The sequence below is a fragment of the Acidovorax sp. SRB_24 genome, from assembly GCF_012931925.1.
The window spans coordinates 1-631 of sequence record NZ_MWOM01000192.1; the positions used below are offsets into that span (position 1 = coordinate 1).

A 631-nucleotide genomic window follows, 5' to 3' on the forward strand; every position below is an offset into this window, starting at 1 on the left:
CCCGGGCACGAAGGTCACGATGAGCTTGATGGGCCGCGTGGGGTAGTCGGCGCCGGCGGCCGGTGTCTGTGCCGCAGCGGTGCCGCAGGCCAGGGCGGCCAGCAGGCCGCCACCGAGGGAGGCAAGGCGCAAGGAAGTCGGGAAGTGCAGGGGCATGGCGGGGTTCAGGAAAGGGAAGGGACGGAGCCGCTCGGCGGCGGTGGCAGGGCCGGGTGCGCCCAAAGCCCGCATTCTCGGATGGCGCCGCGCAAGCGGTGAGCCCTGTCGGCGGATACCAGATATCAGACAAAGGCATAGCAGGCCGGAACCGGTGCGGCGCCGCCGTGCGCGGGCCTTACAGCCCGTCACAGGCGCCTGCCGCACAATCGGCGCCATGCACTGGTCCGCCCCCTCTTTCCCGTCCCGCAGCGCCCTGCCACGCCGCCACTGGCTCGCCAGCGCGGCGCTGGGCCTGGCGCTGGCCGCCACCGCGTGCACGGGGCCGGCGCTGCCGCGCAGCGTCACGCTGTCGCTCGAGACGCTGCAGGACAAGCTCGCGCAGCGCTTTCCGCGCAGCTATCCCGTGGCTGGCCTGGTCGAGCTGAACCTGCAGGCGCCGCGCCTGGCGCTGCGGCCCGAGCGCAACCGCATC

At 73.5% G+C, this 631-nt stretch carries 1 pseudogene; it reads left to right on the plus strand.

Annotation, left to right across the window (positions count from 1 at the left end):
* Positions 1–373: 373 nt before the first annotated feature.
* A pseudogene (locus B2J89_RS21455) lies at positions 374–631 on the plus strand (hypothetical protein); the annotation flags it as partial.